The organism is Janthinobacterium sp. J1-1, assembly GCF_030944405.1.
GTDB lineage: Bacteria > Pseudomonadota > Gammaproteobacteria > Burkholderiales > Burkholderiaceae_D > Janthinobacterium.
In genome coordinates this window covers 572029-587786 of the sequence record NZ_CP132339.1, presented here as the reverse complement: position 1 = coordinate 587786, position 15758 = coordinate 572029, and the positions used below count along the sequence as shown (strand labels likewise).

Annotated in this window: 16 protein-coding genes and 1 tRNA gene; 9 read left to right on the top strand and 8 right to left on the bottom strand. The window is 61.2% G+C overall.

All coding sequences use genetic code 11. The features are described 5' to 3' along the window. Positions 1 to 7: 7 nt before the first annotated feature. The 3 genes from Q8L25_RS02615 to mscL are packed head-to-tail and all read right to left on the bottom strand — an operon-like array spanning position 8 to position 2381. Positions 8 to 703 (bottom strand): DUF2461 domain-containing protein, encoded by a 696-nt coding sequence (locus Q8L25_RS02615; protein ID WP_308923434.1) that lies wholly within the window; start codon positions 701 to 703, stop codon positions 8 to 10. A 21-nt stretch (positions 704 to 724) separates the two neighbouring features. After that, positions 725 to 1888: a Do family serine endopeptidase gene (locus tag Q8L25_RS02610; RefSeq protein WP_308923433.1), complete on the bottom strand. Its 1164-nt coding sequence runs from the start codon at positions 1886 to 1888 to the stop codon at positions 725 to 727. A gap of 40 nt (positions 1889 to 1928) precedes the next feature. Continuing rightward, the gene (gene mscL, locus Q8L25_RS02605; protein ID WP_308923432.1) at positions 1929 to 2381 is read right to left on the bottom strand and encodes a large conductance mechanosensitive channel protein MscL; all 453 of its coding nucleotides are present in this window, start codon (positions 2379 to 2381) and stop codon (positions 1929 to 1931) included. Between the two features lie 412 nt (positions 2382 to 2793). Between mscL and petA the strand changes: the two genes are divergently transcribed. From petA to Q8L25_RS02575, 6 genes are all read left to right on the top strand, one after another. Next, positions 2794 to 3402, top strand: a complete 609-nt coding sequence (gene petA / locus Q8L25_RS02600) for a ubiquinol-cytochrome c reductase iron-sulfur subunit (protein WP_308923431.1) — start codon at positions 2794 to 2796, stop codon at positions 3400 to 3402. A 2-nt stretch (positions 3403 to 3404) separates the two neighbouring features. Then, the gene (locus Q8L25_RS02595) at positions 3405 to 4817 is read left to right on the top strand and encodes a cytochrome bc complex cytochrome b subunit (RefSeq protein ID WP_308923430.1); all 1413 of its coding nucleotides are present in this window, start codon (positions 3405 to 3407) and stop codon (positions 4815 to 4817) included. Positions 4818 to 4853: 36 nt separating this feature from the next. Continuing rightward, positions 4854 to 5618, top strand: a complete 765-nt coding sequence (locus Q8L25_RS02590) for a cytochrome c1 (protein ID WP_308923429.1) — start codon at positions 4854 to 4856, stop codon at positions 5616 to 5618. Between the two features lie 120 nt (positions 5619 to 5738). Beyond that, complete coding sequence (locus Q8L25_RS02585) at positions 5739 to 6350, top strand: glutathione S-transferase N-terminal domain-containing protein (RefSeq protein ID WP_008443913.1); 612 nt, start codon at positions 5739 to 5741, stop codon at positions 6348 to 6350. Between the two features lie 210 nt (positions 6351 to 6560). Beyond that, positions 6561 to 7073 carry a ClpXP protease specificity-enhancing factor gene (locus tag Q8L25_RS02580; protein ID WP_308923428.1) on the top strand — a complete coding sequence of 171 codons (513 nt, stop codon included), beginning with the start codon at positions 6561 to 6563 and terminating at the stop codon, positions 7071 to 7073. A gap of 26 nt (positions 7074 to 7099) precedes the next feature. Next, positions 7100 to 7175 (top strand) — tRNA-Thr (locus Q8L25_RS02575). 116 nt (positions 7176 to 7291) lie between these two features. On the opposite strand, the gene Q8L25_RS02570 is transcribed toward Q8L25_RS02575, so the two are convergent. Genes Q8L25_RS02570 through Q8L25_RS02560 form a run of 3 tightly spaced genes read right to left on the bottom strand, consistent with a single transcriptional unit; the run spans position 7292 to position 10707 of the window. Further along, positions 7292 to 7621: a hypothetical protein gene (locus Q8L25_RS02570; RefSeq protein WP_308923427.1), complete on the bottom strand. Its 330-nt coding sequence runs from the start codon at positions 7619 to 7621 to the stop codon at positions 7292 to 7294. 14 nt (positions 7622 to 7635) lie between these two features. After that, on the bottom strand, positions 7636 to 8844 hold the full coding sequence (locus Q8L25_RS02565) for a hypothetical protein (RefSeq protein WP_308923426.1): 1209 nt from the start codon (positions 8842 to 8844) through the stop codon (positions 7636 to 7638). Positions 8845 to 8859: 15 nt separating this feature from the next. Beyond that, entirely contained in the window at positions 8860 to 10707 is a 1848-nt protein-coding gene (locus Q8L25_RS02560) for a methyl-accepting chemotaxis protein (protein WP_308923425.1), read from the bottom strand. Between the two features lie 377 nt (positions 10708 to 11084). Between Q8L25_RS02560 and Q8L25_RS02555 the strand changes: the two genes are divergently transcribed. Further along, on the top strand, positions 11085 to 11366 hold the full coding sequence (locus Q8L25_RS02555) for a type II toxin-antitoxin system RelE/ParE family toxin (RefSeq protein ID WP_308923424.1): 282 nt from the start codon (positions 11085 to 11087) through the stop codon (positions 11364 to 11366). A gap of 10 nt (positions 11367 to 11376) precedes the next feature. Then, positions 11377 to 11688: a HigA family addiction module antitoxin gene (locus Q8L25_RS02550; RefSeq protein WP_308923423.1), complete on the top strand. Its 312-nt coding sequence runs from the start codon at positions 11377 to 11379 to the stop codon at positions 11686 to 11688. Here Q8L25_RS02550 and Q8L25_RS02545 read toward each other — a convergent pair. Beyond that, on the bottom strand, positions 11685 to 12929 hold the full coding sequence (locus Q8L25_RS02545) for a cytochrome c peroxidase (protein ID WP_308925636.1): 1245 nt from the start codon (positions 12927 to 12929) through the stop codon (positions 11685 to 11687). The two genes, Q8L25_RS02550 and Q8L25_RS02545, sit on opposite strands and share 4 nt — an antisense overlap. 201 nt (positions 12930 to 13130) lie before the next feature. Between Q8L25_RS02545 and acpA the strand changes: the two genes are divergently transcribed. Then, the gene (gene acpA, locus Q8L25_RS02540) at positions 13131 to 15278 is read left to right on the top strand and encodes an acid phosphatase (protein ID WP_308923422.1); all 2148 of its coding nucleotides are present in this window, start codon (positions 13131 to 13133) and stop codon (positions 15276 to 15278) included. A 3-nt stretch (positions 15279 to 15281) separates the two neighbouring features. Here acpA and Q8L25_RS02535 read toward each other — a convergent pair whose 3' ends face one another. Continuing rightward, positions 15282 to 15581: a hypothetical protein gene (locus Q8L25_RS02535; protein ID WP_308923421.1), complete on the bottom strand. Its 300-nt coding sequence runs from the start codon at positions 15579 to 15581 to the stop codon at positions 15282 to 15284. Positions 15582 to 15758: the final 177 nt, after the last annotated feature.

The window sequence follows — 15758 nt, the reverse complement described above, 5'->3', positions numbered from 1 at the left end:
AGTCGTGTTAGTCGGCCGCTTCCTCTAGCTCTTCTTTGGCGCTGCGCATCCATTGCACCAGCGGATAGGCATCCTTCAATCCCTCCGCCATCATCGACAACAACTGGTCCGGATCGTTCAAGGGCAACGGCAGCTCGCTCCAGACAAAAAAGCTTTTCAACTTGATGAATTCGATATGCTCTGCGTCGGCGTCAAAACCCTTGGGCGGGCGCTGCAATTTACCCTCGTCCTGGATGGTGCTGAAGCGGGCCTTCAGGCGCTTATTCTTGAGCACTTTGGCAAACCCTGGCGCATCGTTGACCATATGCTCGCGCAGCGCCTTCAGCCGGCCTGGCGGCGGCATGTATTCGCCGGCGCCGAACAGCATGTTGCCGTGGCCATCGATCTGCACATAATACGTGGGGCCGCCGGCCTTGCTGGGACGGCGCATGTCGTTCGGCGCGATCGCCGCCGAGAAACGCGTTTTATACGGGCTCTTGTCATGCGCAAAGCGCACGTCGCGGTTGATGCGGAACATGGCTTTCTTGGGATTGCAGAACTTCACGGCCGGATCGAACTTGCCGAGTTCGGCAATCAATGAAGTCACCAGCGCCAGGAATTCCTCGCGCAGGATATCGTAACGGGGCTTGTTCATGACAAACCAGGGACGGTTGTTGTTTTCGCTCAGTTCACGTAAAAATTGGGTCAAATCACGCACATGCATGTGTCAGTTTCCGATTCGCGGCTATTTGTTGAGGTCCTTGGGGATGGGACGCTTGCCCACCACCACGTCGAGCGCCGCCTCGCGGCTCTTGCGCAGCACCGTCATTTTAGCTTTTTCACCCGGTGGCAGTTGGGCGATCAGGTTCAGCATTTCGGTGGTGTCGCCGACCGGCTTGCCGTCGACGTTGAGCAGGATGTCGCCCGGCTTGATGCCGGCCTTGTCGGCCGGGCCGCCGCGCACCACGCCGGCAATGATGGCGCCGGTGCTGCGCTGCAGGCCGAAGCTTTCGGCCAGCTCTTTGGTGATATCCTGGGTTTCCACGCCGATCCAGCCGCGCACCACGTGGCCGTTCTTGATGATCGCTTCCATCACCGTCTTGGTGGTCGAGACGGGAATGGCAAAGCCGATGCCGACCGAGCCGCCGCTTTGCGAATAGATGGCGGTATTGATGCCGATCAAATTGCCGCGCGTGTCGACCAGGGCGCCGCCCGAATTGCCGAAGTTGATGGCCGCGTCGGTCTGGATAAAGTTTTCAAAACTGTTGATATGCAGGTTGTTGCGGCCCAGGGCGGAAATAATGCCCATGGTCACCGTCTGGCCCACGCCGAAGGGGTTGCCGATCGCCAGCACGGCGTCGCCCACGCGCGCCTGCTCCGACTGCCCCAGCACGATCACCGGCAGCTTGTCGAGCTTGACCTTGATCACGGCCAGGTCCGTTTCCGGGTCCAGGCCCACCACCTGCGCCGGCGCCTTGCGCCCGTCGGTCAGCACGACTTCGATTTCGTCGGCGCCTTCGACCACATGGTTATTGGTGAGAATATAGCCTTCATGGCTGACGATCACGCCCGAGCCGAGGCTGTTTTTCATCGCGCCGCCCTCTTCCTCCATGTCCGGCGTGCGTTCGCCGAAAAAGCGCTTGAAGAAGGGGTCGCGCATCAGGGGGTGGCTGCCGCGCTTGGGCGCCTGGGTGGTCAGGATGTTGACCACCGCCGGCATGGCGCGCGCCGCCGCATCGCGGAAGGAACCGGGCGCCAGGCTGCTCGACGCCGTTTCCACCACCGGGATCGGCGTGGCGGGCGAGCCCAGCTGCTGGACCCGGCTGGCCGGGCGCAATGCGCCGTACACGAAGTACAGCGCCAGCGCGATGGTCACGGTTTGCGCAAACAACAACCAGAAACGTCGCATAAAACTCCACCCAGGTCAGCCGGCCCATTGCCGGAACGGCTTATTGTGCCAGATCGTTGTTTTTTGGTGCGCCCTTGAGCGAGTCACGTATCTCGCGCAGCAACATGATGTCTTCCGGCGTGACCGGTGGCGCGGCCGGCGCCGGCGGCGGCGTATGGGCGCGGCGGGCCTTGTTCATCAGGCGGACCATCTGGAAGATGATAAAGGCCAGAATAATGAAGTTGAGCAAGATGGTGATGAAGTTACCATAGGCCAGCACGGCGCCGGCTTTCTTCGCTTCCACCAGGGTCATGGTGGTGGCCTGGCCATTCAGGGGCAGGTAGTAATTGGCGAAATCGAGGCCGCCAAAAATGCGGCCGATCGGCGGCATGATGACGTCTTGCACCAATGAATCGACGATCTTGCCGAAGGCGCCGCCGATGATGACACCGACCGCCAGGTCGACGACATTGCCCTTCATTGCAAACTCTTTAAATTCTTTCATCATCGCCATTTTTTTCTCCTTCGGAATGTATAAAAAACATGACGATCATACTATTGATTCCATTTGCAGCGAGATTTTGCATGTGCGGTCGCAGCATTCCGGTGCGCCTCAAGCTTTCTAGTTCGAAAGAACTAGCCACTCCCTGCAAAAGTATATAAATTATGGTACAAGCAACGTTTTGGTTTTATTCGTTGTTTGCTTCACTTATAATTTGCGGTTGCCAGCAGGGGCTTTTTTGCCCTGTGGCGATTAACAAGAAAATGGTACGGGCTGCGCCATTGACCGAAGTTCCGCAGGGATATTGCCACGTTAGCGTACAAAGAGACGCAGGCTGGCAAACAGTGGGAAAGCGCTTCGGCGACGGATGTTTCGCGGCTGCCATTCATAATAAAGATTCGCATTTTGACTGATTGGGGTTTGCATGAGTAACGAAAAGCAGGTCGATTCAGGCCGCCGCGGCTTGCTCGTCGCCACGTGCGCGGCGGGCAGTGTAGTCGGGTTGGCAACCGCGGGAGCCTTGGTAAGCACCTTCCAGCCGTCGGAGCGAGCGAAAGCCGCAGGCGCGCCGGTCGAAGTAGACATCGCCACCTTGCAGCCCGGCGAAATGCGCACCGTCGAATGGCGCGGCAAACCGGTCTGGATCCTCAAGCGCACGCCGGAAATGATCGCGTCGCTGAAGAAAACCGACGGCAAGGTCGCCGATGCCAATTCGCAACGCAATCCCGCCGAATTCACGCCCTCGTATTGCATGAACGAAGCGCGTTCCATCAAACCTGAAATCCTCGTCGCGGTCGGTATCTGTACCCACCTCGGCTGCTCGCCTTCCTCGAAATTTACCCCCGGTCCCCAACCTTCCCTGCCCGATGACTGGGAAGGCGGCTTCCTGTGTCCTTGCCACGGCTCCACCTTCGACATGGCCGGCCGCGTGTACAAGAACAAGCCGGCGCCGGACAACCTGCAAGTGCCGCGCCACATGTACTTGAGCGACACCAAATTGGTGATTGGTAAAGACGAGAAAGGCGAGGCTTGATCATGGCTGCTTTCAAAGAAACCAAATTCCCGGCCGATGCCCCGGCCGCCGAAAAAGCGCTGGGCTGGGTCGATGACCGCTTTCCCCTGACCAAGCTGTGGAACGATCAGTGGGGCAAATACTACGCCCCGAAAAACTTCAACTTCTGGTACATCTTCGGCTCGCTGGCGATGCTGGTGCTGGTGCTGCAGATCGTCACAGGCATCTTCCTGACCATGCACTACAAGCCCGATGCGGCGCTGGCCTTCAATTCGGTCGAATACATCATGCGCGAAGTGCCATGGGGCTGGCTGGTGCGCTACATGCACTCGACCGGCGCCTCGGCCTTCTTCATCATCGTCTACCTGCACATGACGCGCGGCCTGCTGTACGGTTCCTACCGCAAGCCACGCGAACTGATCTGGCTGTTCGGTTTCGCCATCTTCCTGTGCCTGATGGCCGAAGCGTTCTTCGGCTACCTGCTGCCATGGGGCCAGATGTCGTACTGGGGCGCCCAGGTGATCGTCAACCTGTTCGGCGCGATCCCGTTCATCGGTCCTGACCTGTCGCTGTGGATCCGCGGCGACTACGTGGTGTCCGACGCCACCCTGAACCGCTTCTTCGCCTTCCACGTGATCGCCATCCCGCTGGTCCTGCTGGGCCTGGTCGCGGCGCACTTGATCGCCTTGCACGAAGTCGGCTCCAGCAATCCGGACGGCATCGAGGTAAAAGAAACCCTGGGCGCCGACGGCCATCCGCTCGATTCGATCCCGTCACACCCTTACTACACCGTGCACGACCTGTTCGGCGTGTCGATCTTCCTGGTAATTTTCAGCGCGGTGGTGTTCTTTGCGCCGGAAATGGGCGGCTACTTCCTCGAATACAACAACTTCCTGCCGGGCGACTCGCTGAAGACCCCGCTGCACATCGCGCCAACCTGGTACTTCACGCCGTTCTACTCGGTGCTGCGCGCCACCACGGCCGACTTCATGTACGTGCTGATGGGCGCCGTCGCCGCCTACGTGGTGTTTATCTGGCTCAAGTCGCGCCTGTCGACCAAGGTCAAGGCGGCGATCGCCGTGATCGCCCTGCTGGCCATCGTCGGCATGCTGCCACAGGTGCTCGATGCGAAATTCTGGGGCGTGGTGTTCTTCGGCGGCTCGGTGGTGATCCTGGCCTTCCTGCCATGGCTCGACCATTCACCGGTGAAGTCGATCCGCTACCGTCCGACCTGGCACAAATATATCTATGCCATCTTCGGCCTGTCGTTCCTGATCCTCGGCTACCTCGGTACCCAGGCGCCAACCGACGCCAAGACCATCGTGTCGCAAGTGTGCACCCTGATTTACTTCAGCTTTTTCCTGCTGATGCCATGGTGGAGTGCAATGGGCAAGTTCAAGACCGTGCCGTCGCGTGTGACGTTTCACGCGCACTAAGCCGATCCCACGCCACGCTCAAAGGACATACATCAAATGAAGATTGCAAAAAAACTGCTCGCCATCCTGGCGTTCGTGCCCGCCCTGGCCCTGGCCAGCGAAGGCGGCTTTCCGCTGGACAAGGCGCCTGATCGCCAGACCAACATGGCGGCGCTGCAACATGGCGCCAAACTGTTCGTCAATTATTGCCTCAATTGCCACGCCGCCGTCTCGATGCGCTACAACCGCCTGAAAGACCTGGGCCTGACAGAAGACCAGATCAAGCAGAATCTGTTGTTCTCCGGTGATAAAGTGGGCGACTTGATGACCACCGCGCTGGCGCCGAAGGATGCCAAGGCCTTTTTCGGCGTGGTACCGCCGGATTTGTCGGTAATTTCGCGCGCGAAATCATCTTCCGCTGGCACAGGCGGCGACTACCTGTATACTTACCTGCGTACGTTCTATAAAGACGACACGCGGCCGACCGGCTGGAACAATATGGTCGTGCCAAATGTTGCCATGCCGCATGTGTTATGGGAGTTGCAAGGTATCCAGACTGCCAAGTTCGTGGAAGAGACTGATCCGCATGATGCGGCCAAGAAAATCCACAAATTTGTCGGCTTCGAACAAGTCAAGCCAGGCACGTTGAACAAGATCGAGTATGACACTGCGGTGGCCGACCTGGTCGGCTACATGGAGTGGATGGCCGAACCGGCACAACAGACACGCAAGCGCCTGGGCGTTTGGGTACTGCTGTTCCTGTCGGCTTTTGCTCTGCTGGCATGGCGCCTGAATGCGTCGTTCTGGAAGGAAGTCAAATAAGTGAGGCACCGGCTGAAGGCCGGTTAATGCCTGTTTCTGCGTTGTCCGCATGAGTGGACAAGCGACCTGGGGTGAGCCGTTCGCGGCTTCACCCCCTTTGTTTCTAAGGAACTATAAAAAATGATGGTTCTCTATTCGGGTACAACCTGCCCATTTTCGCAACGCTGCCGCCTGGTCCTGTTTGAAAAAGGCATGGACTTCGAAGTGCGCGACGTCGACCTGTTCAACAAGCCGGAAGACATTTCGACCATGAACCCGTATGGCCAGGTGCCGATCCTGGTCGAGCGCGAACTGATTCTGTATGAATCGAACATCATCAACGAGTACATCGATGAGCGCTTCCCGCATCCGCAACTGATGCCGGCCGATCCGCTGATGCGCGCCCGCGCGCGCCTGATGCTGTTCAACTTTGAAAAAGAACTGTTCGTGCACGTGCACGTGCTGGAAAGCGAACGCGCCAAGAGCAACGACAAGAGCCACGACAAGGCGCGCGCGGAAATCCGCGACCGCCTGACGACGCTGGCGCCGCTGTTCCTGAAAAACAAGTACATGCTGGGCGACGAATTCTCGATGCTCGACGTGGCTGTCGCGCCGCTGCTGTGGCGCCTGGACCACTACGGCATCGAACTGTCGAAAACGGCCGCGCCGCTGATGAAATACGCCGAACGCATCTTCTCGCGTCCGGCGTATATCGAAGCGCTGACCCCATCAGAAAAGGTCATGCGCCGTTAAGATATCCCCATAAAGCTACTGCGCAGCCCGCTCTCGACTTGGCGTTACTCGCCGTACTAAAGTACGGCTGCGTTACTCAAGCCGATATCGGGCTTGCTCGCTACGCTTTCTGGGGCATCTTGGATTATTTCCAGTTGCTCTGTTTCATTGACTTACCGGTGCGCCCGCCCATGTTGTTGCCGGCGGCGCTCCCGCCTCACCGTGCCTATCATGTCTGAAATCTCAACCAAACCTTATATGCTGCGCGCCATCTACGAGTGGTGCACCGACAGCGGCTACACGCCCTACCTCGCGGTCAAAGTCGATTCGCGCACCACGGTACCGATGGAATACGTGAAGAAAGGCGAAATCGTCCTGAACATCAGCTTCGGCGCCACCAGCGGCCTGAAGATGGACAACGACGCCGTGCGCTTCCACGCCCGCTTCGGCGGCGTCTCGCGCGAAATCTACGTGCCGGTCGACAACGTGATGGCCATCTACGCCAACGAAAACGGCCAGGGCATGGCGTTCGAGCCGGTCCTCGGCAACGACGACCCGCACGGCCAGCCGACCGACAGCCCCGCCTCAGCCGACGCCCCACCGCCGCCCGCCCCGGCAGCGACCGGCCCGACCCTGTCGTCAGTTCCGACCGGCAACACCGAACAACGCGACGGCAACACGCCGCCAGGCGACGACGAGCCACCAAAAAAAGGCGGCCGCCCGACCCTGACCCGTATTAAATAGCGTATAATTCGCAACGCGCAGTTTTTGCCGACTTAGCTCATTTGGTAGAGCAGTTGATTTGTAATCATCAGGTGGCCAGTTCGAAACCGGCAGTCGGCACCAAGAACATCCAGCAAAAAGCCCAGCCTTTCAGGTTGGGCTTTTTGCTTTCTGGAGACAAGACCAGCGCGCCAGCCGATTGCCCCGGGCAATGCCCACCGCATCCCGCCCGGCCTGCCTCAATACCGCATCGCCGGCATGCCGCTGGCGGCGATCAGCGCCAGCGCAATCGGGCCGGCCATGCCCAGCAGCGTGCCGCAGATGATGCCGGCGCTCCACCACCAGCTTTTCCAGCGCGCCAGCAGCAGGGCCACCACCATCTGCGCCAGCATGGCCAGGACATACATGGGGAAGAGGCCGATGTGGTCCAGTTCCATCCAGAACGGCCCGCTGTAGTCGCGCAGGTTCCAGCAAATGGCGCTCCAGACCACCACGATCAGCAGCGCGAGCAGCATGCCGTGGCCAAAGCGGCGCCAGTGGCCATCTGGATGCTGCGGGTTGTTTGCCATGTTTTTTCCCTGGTTCAGAAATAATACCCCGCCTGCAGGTTGATCCTGCGCGTGTAGCCATCGTGCACGCTGGAGGTCGATGCCAGCCCGCCGCCGTCCGGCGACAGGTAGGGGTGGTGCTTGCCCAGCATGAAGTCGGCATAGAACACCCATTTGCCGGATGAAAAGCTGAGGCCACTGACATTCTGCACTGAACTTTTGTAATTGCCGACACGCTTGCGCAGGATGCTGTAGTCGTTGTACAGCTTGAAGCCGCCCAGCGGCCCCAGCTTTCCTGGGATGTCGTAGCTGAGGTTGGCGATATAGATGTCGCCTTTGGACGCCACCGGGTAGGGATAGCCGAAGGCGCCCAGGATGACAAAGCTGTTCGGGTCGAGACCGCCATAGGTCTGGTTCGCGCCGTGGCTGGTGCCATAGCTGTAGCGCAAGGCTTCCAGCATGATGTTCCATGGCCCCGTGCCGCCCCGGTAGTGCAGCGCCACGGCATTGCGGCGGGTATCGCGCCCTTCGCTGCGGGTTTCGTTACGGATGGTGCCGGTGAGTGCGGACAGCCCCACTTCGTGCCGCCCACTGCTGCCGATATGCGCCACCACGCGGCCGGTAAAAGTCATGCGCTCGCGGTCGCGCTGGCCGGTGGCATACCCTTGCCGGTCATCGTCGGGCACGATATTGTACGAGTAGCGATTCGAGGCTGCGGCCGTATTGCCCCCGCCGCCATACGATCCGCCGTCGCGCGGGAAAAAGCCCAGCTGCCACTCGACGGGGCCGGGTCGGCTGGCATAGGTCATGCCCAGGTCGTACTTGTCCTCGAAACCGGTGTAGAACGCCATCGACTCGTAAAAATTGTTGGACGCGAACGGCTGCAGCCCGAACGGATTTTTTACCAGGCCCGCTTGCACCGTGCTCTTGTCGGCAAAGCGCACGCCGGCCCAGCCGTGATGCAGGAAGTGCTGCCAGTAGCCGCCCTGCCCCTTCGGATACCGGTTGTAGCGGTATTGCGCCGAGCTGATCAGCGTGCCGTCGTCAAAATTGACGTCCAGTCGGGCCGTATCCAGGCCGACGAAACCGCTCGGATAGTCGTCCTGCCAGCTCTTGTAGACATAATTGAAGCGGACCGCACCGCCGACGGTCCAGGGCGAACTGGCCACTTCCTCGGCCGATACGGCGTGACACAGCAAGCTCAACGCCCCGGCCAGGAGCGCGCCACGATAGTTTGCAGACATGGTCAATCTCCCTTGTTATTGCAGGCGCAGGGCATCGCGCGTGGCGGCCTGCTGCGCCTGCGGCAGCTTGAATCCGGCAACCACTTCGGCCAGCGCGCTGGCCTGCTGCTGCAGCGATTGCGCGGCGGCGGCGGCCTGCTCGACCAGGGCGGCATTCTGCTGGGTGTTTTCATCCATTTGCGTCACCGCCGTGCCCACTTCGGTGATGCCGCTGCTTTGTTCATGGCTGGCGCTGCTGATCTGCTTGACGATGCCGGCCAGCTGGCGGATGCTGTCGACCACCTCGGTCATGGTCGCGCCCGCGCTCTCCACCAGCCGGCTGCCGGCGTCGACCTGCGTCACGGAGTCGCCAATCAACGCCTTGATTTCCCTGGCCGCTTCGGCCGAACGCCCGGCGAGCGAGCGCACTTCTGTCGCCACCACAGCAAAGCCGCGGCCCATTTCCCCGGCCCGCGCCGCTTCCACCGCGGCATTGAGGGCGAGGATATTGGTCTGGAAGGCGATGCCGTCGATGGTGCCGATGATGTCGACGATCTTGCGCGAGGCAAGATTGATGTCGCCCATGGTCCGCACCACCTGCTGCACCACCTCGCCGCCACGCCCGGCCACCTGGCTGGCGCTGGTGGCCAGTTCGTTGGCCTGCTGGGCGTTTTCCGCATTCTGCTGGACAGTGGCCATCAGTTCCTCCATGGCGGCCGAGGTTTCCTCCAGCGCGCTCGCCTGCGACTCGGTGCGCATCGACAGGTCGCTATTGCCAGAGGCGATCTCGCCCGATGCCGTGCGTACCGTATCGGACGCAACACGGATTTGCAGCAGCACGGCGGCGATCTTGTCGGCGAAACGGTTGAAGGCGCTGGCAATTTGCGTCAGTTCGTCGCGGCCGGACGCATCCATGCGCCGCGTCAGGTCGCCTTCGCCGGAAGCGATGTCTTCCAGCGCGTCGCGCACCAGCAGCATGCGGCGCAGCTGGCGGCTGACGAACACCGACATCAGGCCACCGGCAGCCAGCAGGCACAGCACCGTGATGATGACCGTCATGCGCAGCATCGTGCTCAAGGTCGCGGTGGCCAGGTCGCGGTCGACGGCCGTCAGCAGTATCCATGGCGTGCCCTCGACCTTGGCGGCATACACCATCTGCGCGGCGCCGTCGATCGTCAGTTCCGCGTGATCGCCACCCTGGACCAGGCGTGCCAGCAGCGCGGCATCGAGTCCGGCGGCCAATTCGGTCAGCGGCTTGAGCGTCAATTCCTTGCGCGCGTGGGCCAGGATGGTGTTGTTGGTGCCATCGACCAGCACCGCAAAACTTTTTTCCGTCGGGTGGATGGCGTTGACTTTCCTGACGACCGAGGTCAGCTTCGCGTCGGCGCTGACCACGCCCGCGAGCGGACCACCAGCCTGCGTGAACACGGGTTCCACGAAGCTCACGTACAGTTCGCCGGTATTGGCATCGGCATACGCGGGCGTGATGGCGGGGCCGCCGGTCGACACGGCCAGCTTGTACCAGGGGCGCGCCGTGCCGTCGAAGTCCGGTGGCACCGTCCAGCCGCTGTAGACAGCCCGCTTGTCGCTCAAGGCAAAGCCCACCGAATCCATGGCCCCGGCCTGGCGCGCCGTATCGAGCGCGGGCTGCGGGTCCGCCTGGACTACGGCCACCTTCAGCGCGCTGGCAATGCGCTGCTTGTCCTGCACCCACTCGGTCAGCTCACGCGCATACTGGCGCGTGACATCGCTGATCTGCTTGTCCAGCGAGGACAGCACATTGGCACGCACGGTCACGAAGGTCACCAGCGAAAGGAGCACCAGCGCCACCGCGACGATGGCAATGGCGATGGCGATAAGGCGCGCACGCAGAGTGTGGAACATGGCAACTCCAAAATGAAAAAAGGGACGCAGCCAACAAGAAAAGTCCACGCTGTCGTGCGAGCACGAAGCCCGAATTCAGCTATGCCTGCCACGCGTACAGTTAAACTCAGCGCAGCATATTGCGTCAAGTCAACTATTTGCCATTCATGGCATTTATGGCAAGAGTGTGGTGAAACTGCAAATTCACCCCTTCTGAGCAGAAAAGATAGCCGATGCGTTCAAAGCCATCCGATTATGTTCGATGGATACGGGTCATCCCTTTGCTCCCAGCCAGCAGGGCTTGCAGCAATGTCAGCCTGTTTTCAATTCTGGCCACAGCATGCATGGCATGGGCAGGCAAAGATTGCAGCGCGTAGCGCCACACGCTACAATCGCGCATGATCAAGACATTTCAGCACAAAGGCTTGAAGGTTTTTTTCGAGACGGGAAGCATGGCCGGCATCCAGCCAGCCCATGCGCCGAAGCTGGGTGCGATGCTGCGCCGCTTGAACGAAGCAAGTGATCCTCAAGGCATGAATCTGCCGGGCTGGCGCTCGCATGCACTCAAGGGCAAAGCCCTGCAGGACCACTTTTCAGTGTGGGTGAATGGCAACTGGCGGCTGACATTCCGGTTTGACGGCAGCGACGCCATCCTGGTCGACTATCAAGATTATCATTGAGAAAAATATCATGACAAACATGTTCAATCCGCCGCATCCTGGCCTGACGCTACGCGATGACGTGCTGCCCGCGTTGGGTGTGTCCGTGACCGAGGCGGCGCAGCAGCTGGATGTCAACCGTGTCACGCTGTCGCGCGTCCTCAATGGCCACGCGGCGATTTCACCAGAGATGGCGTTGCGCATCGAAGCCTGGTTGGGCAAGGAGCGCGGGGGCGAGGCGCGCCTGTGGCTGGCGGAACAGAACGCCTATGACATCTGGCAGGCACAGCAACGTTTCGCCATTGCCCCGATGCAGGTCACGCCGGCGCCGCTGGCGGCTTAAGCTGCCGGCACCTTGTAGCCATCCGTCAAGGTCTTCAAAAACACGATCACATCGGCGATTTCCCGCTCGTTCAGGGCCGGCGCCTGCCCCTTTTTCCGGTCGAATGGCGGCTCGACATTGACGTTCGCCTCCAGGCCGGGCGGCAGGTCGTCGTACTTGTGCACGCTGCCATCGCTATTTTTCGGATACCATTTTTGCGGCGCCGTATCGCGCTGCACGTAGAAGCGCAGCACCTGTTCCAGGCTGGTGAAGCTGCTGTTGTGGAAGAAGCTTTTACGCAGCGCCACGTTGCGCAGGGTCGGGGTCTTGAAGCTGCCGCAGTATTCCTGGTGATCTTTCAGATCCGTGCGGTCGGGGCCGCACAAGCCCATGTCAAAAAATGCCGGATCGGCGTTGGCGGGCAGCTTTTTATTGCGCGGCACGCCGATATTGATCAGGCCGTAGTCGGTAAATTGCGGGAAGGCGCCGCCGGGCGTGATCTGGCTGATATGGCAGGAGGCGCAATTGCCCTTGGTCTCGTCGTTGAACAGGGCCAGGCCGCGCAATTCCTGCGGATTCAACTTGACCTGCTTGCGCAGAAAGGCATCGTACTTGCTGGTGTAGGGATAAAAATCCGCCGGGCTTTCCTGGAACACTTCGAGCGACATCAGGGCCCGGCGCAGTGCCTGCTCCGGTTGTTCAAAGATGTTCTCGCCATAGGTTTTTTTGAACTGCGCCGCCAGCGGACCGTGCCGCAATTTGTCCACCACGGCGGCGGCGTCAACGTTGCCCATCTCGTGCTTGGCCAACAGCGGCGTCAAGGCCTGTTCATGGCCAGACTGGGCGCGGCCGTCCCAGTTGCGCCCGCCGGTCGGGCCCGCATCGATGCTGTCGTCGCCATCGTCGTCATGGAAATGTTCGGTGAATGATGGCGCGTTCTGCAGGTAGCGCAGCGAAGGCGCGGCGCGCGTGCCGGCATCCTTCAGTTCGGGGCCGCCCAATTGCACCGCCAGCCCATTCGGCGGGCCGTAGGCGTGATCCGGGCTGTGGCAACTGGCGCATGACAGCTTGCCGGAGATGGACAGGCTCGGTTCGAAAAACATGGCGCGGCCCATGGCCGTCATGTCCGCCACCGACGGCTGGTTCCGGGCCGGCGCGTAGGCGGCATTCAGATAGGCCGGCGGGGCGGCAGCGGTGGCCGGCTTGGGAAGCTGCTGCGGCTGGCAGGCGGCCAGCAGCAATAAAAAGGGCGTGAACTTCATCATGGCGGCAATCGAACAGCTGTGAACATGGGCGGCCAGCGTAGCAACGCCATATGACCGCTGCGTGACAAATCGGCCGCCAATGCCGCCGCAACATTACGGCATGTATCGCATGTAACGGAACATGGACATGTCACGCAGCGGACATATTGCTTGCCTAGCATCCGTGCTTTTCCACCCTCACACCCAGAAGGCATGAGCATGAAACCGCACGCAAGACCTGTATTACGCCCGCTCCGATTACGCCCCCTCCCCGTCTTATTGTCGCTGGCGCTGGGCGCCGGCCTGGTGGCCTGTGGCAGCAACTATGCCCTGGCGCCCACCACCAAGGGCCAGGTGATCGGCAGCTACTATGAAAACGCCCAGGTGTGCCTGGAAAGCACGACGGCAAAACTGACCTGCGCCAGCGATTCGGCGCCCGTGCGCACGGCCGCCGACGGCAGCTTCACGGTGGAAGGCGAAGGCGCCGTGCTGGCCATGGTCGGCACCGATGCGATCCGCCACGAAGTGGTGGGCGACGCCGGCAGCAAGGTCACGCAAAAGCTGCTGCTGCGCGCCCCCGCCGGCCACGCGGGCTTCGTCAGCGCCCTGTCGACCGAACTGGCACAGGTGATGGATGGCAATGGCGGCGATTTCGCTGCCGCCAGCAGCAAGCTGGCGGCGCGCATCGGCGTGTCGGAAACTGCCCTGGCGTCGGACTTCAACAAGGCCAGCGGCGATGAACTGGCGAAGCTGAAAGCGGAAAACACCAGCGTCACCACGGTGATCGCCGGCGCCAGCGCGCAGGCCGCACCCGCAGACGCCCTGGCCGCCCTGAACAGCGGCCTGGCGCTGAACAATATCCAGACCATCGTCGTGATCTACGCGGAAAACCGCGGCTTCGACAATCTGTACGGCCTGTTCCCGGGCGCCAACGGCGTGCCGGGTGTCAACCCGACTTCGACCGGCGGCTATGTGGCGCAAAAGGATATCGACAACAGCACCCTGCCCGTGCTGCCACCGACCTGGGGCGGCATGACGGCCGCCGGCCAGAGCACCGTGATCACGCAGGCGCAATCGGCCAACCTGCCCAACAAGCCGTTCCAGATCGACGATGCCAACAGCCCGATCAGCCTGCCGCAATCGGTGATCACGCGCGACCTGGTGCACCGCTTCTACAACAACCAGATGCAGATCAATGGCGGCGCCAACGACAAGTTCGCGGCCTATTCCGATGCGGGCGGCCTCACCATGGGCTACTACGACGGCAGCAAGATGAAGCTGTGGGATATCGCCAAACAGTACGCGCTGGCCGACAACCTGTTCATCGGCGCCTTCGGCGGCTCGTTCCTGACGCACCAGTACCTGATCTGCGCCTGCGCGCCGACTTATCCGAACGCGGACACCTCTGTCGCCAAGGCTTCGATCTCGAAGATCGATGTCGACGCCAAGGGCAACTTCGTGCGCCTGACGCCGGCCGCCACCGCGCCGGCCACGGTGCTCAATGGCGCGCCAGTCTACGCCAACGACAACACGCTGACGCCGGCCGACAGCAGCGGCATGTTCTACGCCGTCAACACCATGCAGCCGGCTTTCCAGCCCAGCAGCAATGCACCGGCGTCCGGCGACAGCAGCAAGCTGTATGCCGATACCACCAAGGCCAATACCTTGCCGCAGCAGACGCAGACGAATATTGGCGACTTGTTATCCGGAAAGAACATCGACTGGGCCTGGTATGCGGGCGCCTGGAAGGACACCACGGCGCTGGCCACGGCCAGTGCGCGCGGCAGCAGTTTCCCGAGCCCACCAAACTTCCAGTTCCACCACCAGCCGTTCAATTATTTCGCCAGCATGGACCCGGTCAAGGCGCCCGCCTACCGCGCTGCCCACTTGCGCGATTTCGACAGCCAGTTCATGACGGATGCGGCCGCCGGCAAGCTGCCGCCGGTGACCTTCTACAAGCCGCAGGGCAATTTGAACCAGCACGCCGGTTACGCCAGCGTGGCCGATGGCGACGCGCATATCGCCAGCGTCATCGCGCAGTTGAAAAAGAGCCCGCAGTGGAAGAACATGCTGGTGATCGTCACCTACGATGAAAACGGCGGCTTCTATGACCATGCCGCGCCACCGAAGGGCGACCGCTGGGGTCCCGGCACGCGCGTGCCGGCGATTTTGGTCTCGCCGTACGTGAAGAAGGGCCTGGTCGACCATACGCAATACGACTCGGCCTCGATCCTGCGCGCGATTACCCACCGCTTCTCGCTGCCGGTGCTTGACGGCTTGAGCACGCGCGACAAGGCACTGGTCGCCAATGGCGGCAAGCCGATGGGCGACTTCAGCGCGGCGCTGGCCTTGCTGCCGCAGGAGTAAAACCTAGCCCTTGCGGCTGTCGAGCCATTCCTGGCCGCCGACCGCCAGGGCGACGGCGATCACTTTTTCCGGCAGGCTGTAGACGGTGGCCCAGCTGGCGCGGCCGTCCGCCGTATTGGCCGGAAAGCTGTGCGTCTCGATCGGCCAGTGATATTTGCGTTTCAATGCCTTGACGATGGCGGCCAGCGAGACGCGGCCCTGCAGGGGTTCGGCGCCGGACTGGTCGCGGTTCGACAGCAGCACGGCGAGGACCTGGCCGCGGCCCGTGCGCGCGCCGGGAAAGGTGGGGGTTTTGTTTGCCATCGCCTATTTTTGCACAGTGTCGGTGTTTCTTACAGTCAGCGCATTTCCCTTCAGTTCGCTTTACGCAAGTCCTTGATTCGACTTGGATTTTTTTGTTTGGCACGCAAGCTGCTTATCAACGTCGACAGCGACACTCGGATACCCCTTCTGAATGTCCCCGACTGAACCGACCATGAT